A 5,379-nucleotide genomic window follows, 5' to 3' on the forward strand; every position below is an offset into this window, starting at 1 on the left:
CGGCAGCGGCGGGCTGGCCATCCTGCTCACAGGGGCCAGCAACGACGGCAGTGCCGGCGTAGCCGCAGTCCGCAACGCCGGTGGCCAGGCCTGGATCCAGTGCCCCGATGATGCCTATTCCCCGATCATGCCAGCGGCTGCGCTGGCACATGCCGGCGCCGATGCGGTGCTGACGCTCACCTCCCTATGCTCGCGCATGAAAGGCCTTGCCCGATGAACCTTATCGAGTCCACCCCGACGCCGGCCACCGAGCGTGTGAACCTGCTCATCGTCGATGACGTACCCCAGAACCTGGTCGCCATGGAGGCGCTGCTGCGCCGCGACGGCCTGGACATCCTGTGCGCGGCCTCGGGTGCCGAAGCGCTGGAACTGCTGCTCGAACACGAAGTGGCGCTGGCGCTGCTGGACGTGCACATGCCGGAGATCGACGGTTTTTCGCTGGCCGAGCTGATGCGCGGCTCGCAGCGCAGCCGCGATGTGCCGATCATCTTCCTGACCGCCTCGCCGAACGATCCGGTGCGCGCGTTCAAGGGCTACGAAAGCGGTGCGGTGGATTTCCTGCACAAGCCGATCGAGCCGCAGGTGATCATGAGCAAGGTCAATGTGTTCATCGAGCTCTACCAGCAGAAGCAGCTGCTCAAGGCGCGCAACCAGGCGCTGGAGCACGCGCTCAAGCTCAATGAAACGATGATGGCCGTGCTCACCCACGACCTGCGCACGCCGCTGTCGGCGATCCTGCTCTGCGCCGACAAGCTGTCGCTGGACCTGCCCGACGACCCGTCCGCGCAGCAGACCCTGGTGCACCTGGAAAACAGCGCGGTGCGGATGGCGCGGATGGTCGAGCAGCTGCTGGATTTCTCGCGGATCCGGAGCGGCGGCCTGCGCCTGCAGACCGAGGAATGCGACCTGGCCGAAGTGGCTGCCGTGGTGGTCAACGAGGTCGGTCGCGCCCACCCGAAGGCGAAGATCGAGCTGCACGTGGAGGGCGACACCCGCCTGCAGGGCGATCCGGACCGGTTGGCGCAGCTGCTCTCCAACCTGATCGGCAACGCGGTGCTGCATGGCGGCGATGCGCCGGTGCAGGTGCTGGTGCGTGGCCTGCCCAGCGATTCGTTGCGGCTGCAGGTGCGCAATGCCGGGCAGATTCCGGAAGCCCTGCTGCCGCGCCTGTTCGAGCCGTTCAAGGCCAGTTTCCACGACAGCCGCGGGCTGGGGCTGGGGTTGTTCATTGCCCATGAGTTCGCCCGGGCCCATGGCGGCCTGCTGGCGGCGCGCAACCTGGAAGGGGCGGTGCTGTTCGAGACGGGGTTGCTGCGTCGGGCGGGGTGAGCTTGGCCGGCCTGGCATGACGGGCAGGGCCCGTCACTACGGTAAACTGCGGGTATGTCGCCTTCCCGTGCCAAGACCGCCACCCCGCTGATCGATGCCCAAGTGCACGTGGAGGGGTTCGTGCAGGTGCGCGAGGCGCGCCGCTCGGAGCTGGTCGAAGACTACGTGGAGCTGATCGCGGACCTGATCGCCGATGGCCGCGAGGCCCGCCAGGTGGACATCGCCACCCGCCTGGGCGTGGCCCAGCCCACCGTGGCCAAGGCGCTCAAGCGCCTGGTCAAGGAAGGCTGGGCGATCCAGCGGCCGTACCGGGGCGTGTTCCTCACCCCGGCCGGCGAGCAGCTGGCGGTGGAAATGCGTGCCCGCCACCAGACCGTGGAGCGCTTCCTGCTGGCCTTGGGCGTGGATGCCGATTCGGCCCGGCGCGATGCCGAAGGCATCGAACACCATGTCAGCGAGGCCACCCTGGCCGCGTTCGAGGCGTTCGTTCGCAAGGCCGACGGCCGTGGTTGAGCGCCTGCCGCCGCCCCCGCCGCTGGGCGTGCCGGTGCACGACCAGGACGAATACTGGATGCAGCATGCATTGCGCCTGGCCGAACGTGCCGAGCGCGAGTTCAACGAAATCCCGGTAGGCGCGGTGCTGGTCGGCGCCGACGGCACGGTTCTCGGCGAAGGCTGGAATCTCAACATCGCCGACCACGACCCCAGCGCCCACGCCGAAATCGTGGCGATGCGCCAGGCGGGCAGGGCGCTGGCCAACCACCGCCTGCTGGGCAGCACCCTGTACGTGACGCTGGAGCCGTGTGCGATGTGCGCGATGGCGGTGGTGCACGCCCGGGTGGCGCGGCTGGTGTACGCGGCCACCGATCCCAAGACCGGCGCCTGCGGCAGTGTGTTCGACCTGCTTGGCGATGCCCGCCACAACCACCGCGTGGAGTTGCACGCGGGGGTGCTGGCGAAGGAAGCCAGCACGCGGCTGACCAATTACTTCCGGGCCAAACGGGGCAAGCCGCCGCTGCTGCTGGAGTGATTTCACGGCAGGGCCACACCGTGAAGGCGGTATCATGTCGCATTACTCTCTGCACAAGGGCAGGACATGGCGGACAACGGCGCCGAAGGCGAACGACTGATCTGGATCGACCTGGAAATGACCGGTCTGGATACCGACAACGATTCGATCATCGAGATCGCTACCGTCGTCACCGACGCGCAGTTGAACGTGTTGGCCGAAGGCCCCGAGTTCGCCATCCACCACCCGGTGGAGCGCCTGGAAGCAATGGACGAGTGGAACCGCAACCAGCACCGCCGTTCGGGCCTGTGGCAGCGCGTGGTCGACAGCCAGGTCACCCTGGCGCAGGCCGAAGCGCAGACGGTGAACTTCCTGGCGCAGTGGATCAAGGCCGGCGCCTCGCCGATGTGCGGCAACTCGATCTGCCAGGACCGCCGTTTCCTGCACCGTGAAATGCCGCGCCTGGAGAAGTATTTCCACTACCGCAACCTGGATGTGTCCACGGTCAAGGAACTGGCCCGGCGCTGGGCGCCCAGCGTGGCCGCCGGGGTAGGCAAGACCTCCAGCCATACCGCGCTGAGCGATGTGCACGATTCGATCGCCGAACTCCGCCACTACCGGCAGTTCATGGGCGCGTTGTCCGGCCTGCCGGTCGCCTGACGTCCTGAACGTTTCACGTCCCCGTCGTCCGGCCAACGGCCGGGGCTACCGTGGTGCTTCATTCAATCTGTGGGCGGTATGATCCGGGCATGAGCCATATCGTCCGTATCGTGCCGCCGCCGCTGGAAGCGCAGATCCTGCCGACCTCGCAGGACTGGGCCGACCTGCAGCGGGCGGTGGGCCTGCTCGAATCGCCCACGCTCACCGCCAAGATGGCGAACCTGATCGGTTCGCCGCTGGAGTTCGCGGTGAAGAAGCTGCCACAGTCGGTGTCGCGGCGGATCCACGGCGCGGTCGAGGCGGCGCTGTTCAAATCCGCGCAGGCCGCGCTGTGGAGCATGGACAACACCCCGGGCAAGGCCGCCTCCACGCGCTGGCACAAGGTGGCCGCCGCCACCACCGGCGCGCTGGGCGGTGCGTTCGGCTTCACCGCGCTGTTCCTGGAACTGCCGGTGTCGACCACCATCATGATGCGCTCGGTCGCCGACGTGGCCCGCAGCGAAGGCTTCGACCTGAGCGAGATGGGCACCCGCCACGCCTGCCTGGAAGTATTCGCGCTGGGCGGCAATTCCGGCCAGGACGACGCCAGCGAGACCGGCTACTACATCACCCGTGGCTTCACCGCCGAAGTGATGCGCCACCTGTCGGCCGAACTGGCCGGCGCAGCGGTCGGCGGCGGTGGCGTGATGATCGGCCTGACCCCGAAGGAAGCCGGCAAGTGGCTGGCCAAGATCGTCGAAAAGGTCGCCGCCCGTTTCGGCGTGGTGGTCACCGAGAAGTTCGCCGCCCAGGCAGTGCCGATCATCGGCGCGGTCGCCGGCGCCACGTTGAACACCATGTTCACCGACTACTACCAGGACATGGCGCGTGGCCACTTCATCGTGCGCCGCCTCGAACGCCAGTACGGCTACGAAACAGTGCGTGCCGCCTACAACCTGCTGGCAGGCCAGAACGACGCGTAACGCCGCGCCGCCCCGCCGCACCCCGATCATTGCATCCACGGCACAACTGTATTGCCGGCGAAGGCCTGTTCCGAACGGCCTTCGGTCCCCATCCTTGCCACAGTCTCCAGCAAGGAACCCCCCATGCTCTTCACCCCCTACCGCCTCGGCCCGCTGACCCTGCCCAACCGCATCGTCATGCCGCCGATGACCCGCTCGCGCGCCGCCACCGGCAACGTCGCCACCCCGCTGATGGCCCAGTACTACGCCCAGCGCGCCTCGGCCGGCCTGATCGTCAGCGAAGGCACCCAGATCAGCCCGCAGGGGCAGGGCTACGCCTGGACCCCCGGCATCCACGACGACGCCCAGGTCGCCGGCTGGCGCGGCGTCACCGACGCCGTGCACGCCGCTGGCGGCCGCATCTTCGCCCAGCTCTGGCACGTGGGCCGCGTCTCGCACGTGGACCTGCAGCCGAACGGTGAAGCACCGGTCTCGTCCTCGGCCCTGCAGGCCGACGGCGTCAAGGTCTTCGTCGACGTCGCCGGCACCGGCCCGCAGGGCGGGGTAGGCGAGATGGTCCAGCACTCCATGCCGCGCGCCCTGGACATCAGCGAGATCCCGCAGATCGTGCGCGACTACGCACTGGCCGCCCGCCGCGCCATCGACGCCGGCTTCGACGGCGTTGAACTGCACGGCGCCAATGGCTACCTGATCAACCAGTTCATCGATTCCCAGGCCAACCAGCGCACCGACGGCTACGGCGGCTCGCTGCAGAACCGCCTGCGTTTCCTGCGCGACGTCGCCGAAGCGGTCGCCGCTGAAGTAGGCGCCGACCGCCTCGGCGTGCGCCTGGCCCCGCTGACCACCCTGCAGGGCGCCGTGGACGACACCCCGCAGGCGACCTACCTGGCCGCCGCGCACATCCTGGACAGCATCGGCGTGGCTTACCTGCACATCGCCGAAGCGGACTGGGAAGACGCCCCCGTGATGCCGGTGGCGTTCAAGGAAGCACTGCGGATGATCTATCGCGGCACCCTGATCTACGCCGGCAAGTACACGGTCGAGCGCGCCGAGGAAGCACTGGCCAAGGGCTGGGCGGACCTGATCGGTTTCGGCCGTCCGTTCATCGCCAACCCCGACCTGCCGGCTCGCCTGCAGCAGGGCCTGGCGTTGAACGCGCCGGACAAGGCCAAGTACTTTGGCGGGGCTGAAGCCGGATTTACCGACTATCCGATCGCGGAAGTGGTGGAGGCGTAATCCCGCATTCCTGGTGCCGGAAGGGAAGGCGGACACGCATGGCGTGTCCCTACGATGTTGATTTTTGGTGACTCACCTGTAGCGCGTCGAGGGGGCGGCGGGGGTGGGTATGCGGGGGTGTGAGCCGCATGGATGCGGCGCCCAAGCCCCCATGGATGGGTTCACGGCGTCCCCCGCATACCC

7 protein-coding genes are annotated in these 5,379 nt (G+C 68.1%); all 7 read left to right on the forward strand.

Going from position 1 to position 5,379, the window contains the following annotated elements; all coding sequences use genetic code 11:
- Nucleotides 1-217: chemotaxis protein CheB (locus QMX79_RS19795; RefSeq protein WP_282248299.1), on the forward strand; the 217-nt coding region annotated here is incomplete at its 5' end.
- Nucleotides 214-1,329 (forward strand): hybrid sensor histidine kinase/response regulator, encoded by a 1,116-nt coding sequence (locus QMX79_RS19800; protein ID WP_282248300.1) that lies wholly within the window; start codon nucleotides 214-216, stop codon nucleotides 1,327-1,329. The genes QMX79_RS19795 and QMX79_RS19800, both read left to right, overlap by 4 nt.
- Nucleotides 1,330-1,383: 54 nt before the next feature.
- Nucleotides 1,384-1,842 (forward strand): manganese-binding transcriptional regulator MntR, encoded by a 459-nt coding sequence (gene mntR / locus QMX79_RS19805; protein WP_282248301.1) that lies wholly within the window; start codon nucleotides 1,384-1,386, stop codon nucleotides 1,840-1,842.
- Nucleotides 1,835-2,359, forward strand: coding sequence for a tRNA adenosine(34) deaminase TadA (tadA, locus tag QMX79_RS19810; RefSeq protein WP_282248302.1), 525 nt, complete (start codon nucleotides 1,835-1,837; stop codon nucleotides 2,357-2,359). The genes mntR and tadA overlap by 8 nt, the downstream gene beginning before the upstream one ends.
- Before the next feature lie 66 nt (nucleotides 2,360-2,425).
- The gene (orn, locus tag QMX79_RS19815) at nucleotides 2,426-2,998 is read left to right on the forward strand and encodes an oligoribonuclease (protein WP_282248303.1); all 573 of its coding nucleotides are present in this window, start codon (nucleotides 2,426-2,428) and stop codon (nucleotides 2,996-2,998) included.
- An 89-nt stretch (nucleotides 2,999-3,087) separates the two neighbouring features.
- The gene (locus QMX79_RS19820; RefSeq protein ID WP_282248304.1) at nucleotides 3,088-3,960 is read left to right on the forward strand and encodes an EcsC family protein; all 873 of its coding nucleotides are present in this window, start codon (nucleotides 3,088-3,090) and stop codon (nucleotides 3,958-3,960) included.
- A 123-nt stretch (nucleotides 3,961-4,083) separates the two neighbouring features.
- The gene (locus QMX79_RS19825; protein WP_282248305.1) at nucleotides 4,084-5,196 is read left to right on the forward strand and encodes an alkene reductase; all 1,113 of its coding nucleotides are present in this window, start codon (nucleotides 4,084-4,086) and stop codon (nucleotides 5,194-5,196) included.
- The last annotated feature ends 183 nt before the right edge of the window (nucleotides 5,197-5,379 follow it).

It is taken from the genome of Stenotrophomonas sp. PS02300, assembly GCF_029959395.1.
GTDB lineage: Bacteria > Pseudomonadota > Gammaproteobacteria > Xanthomonadales > Xanthomonadaceae > Stenotrophomonas > Stenotrophomonas maltophilia_AD.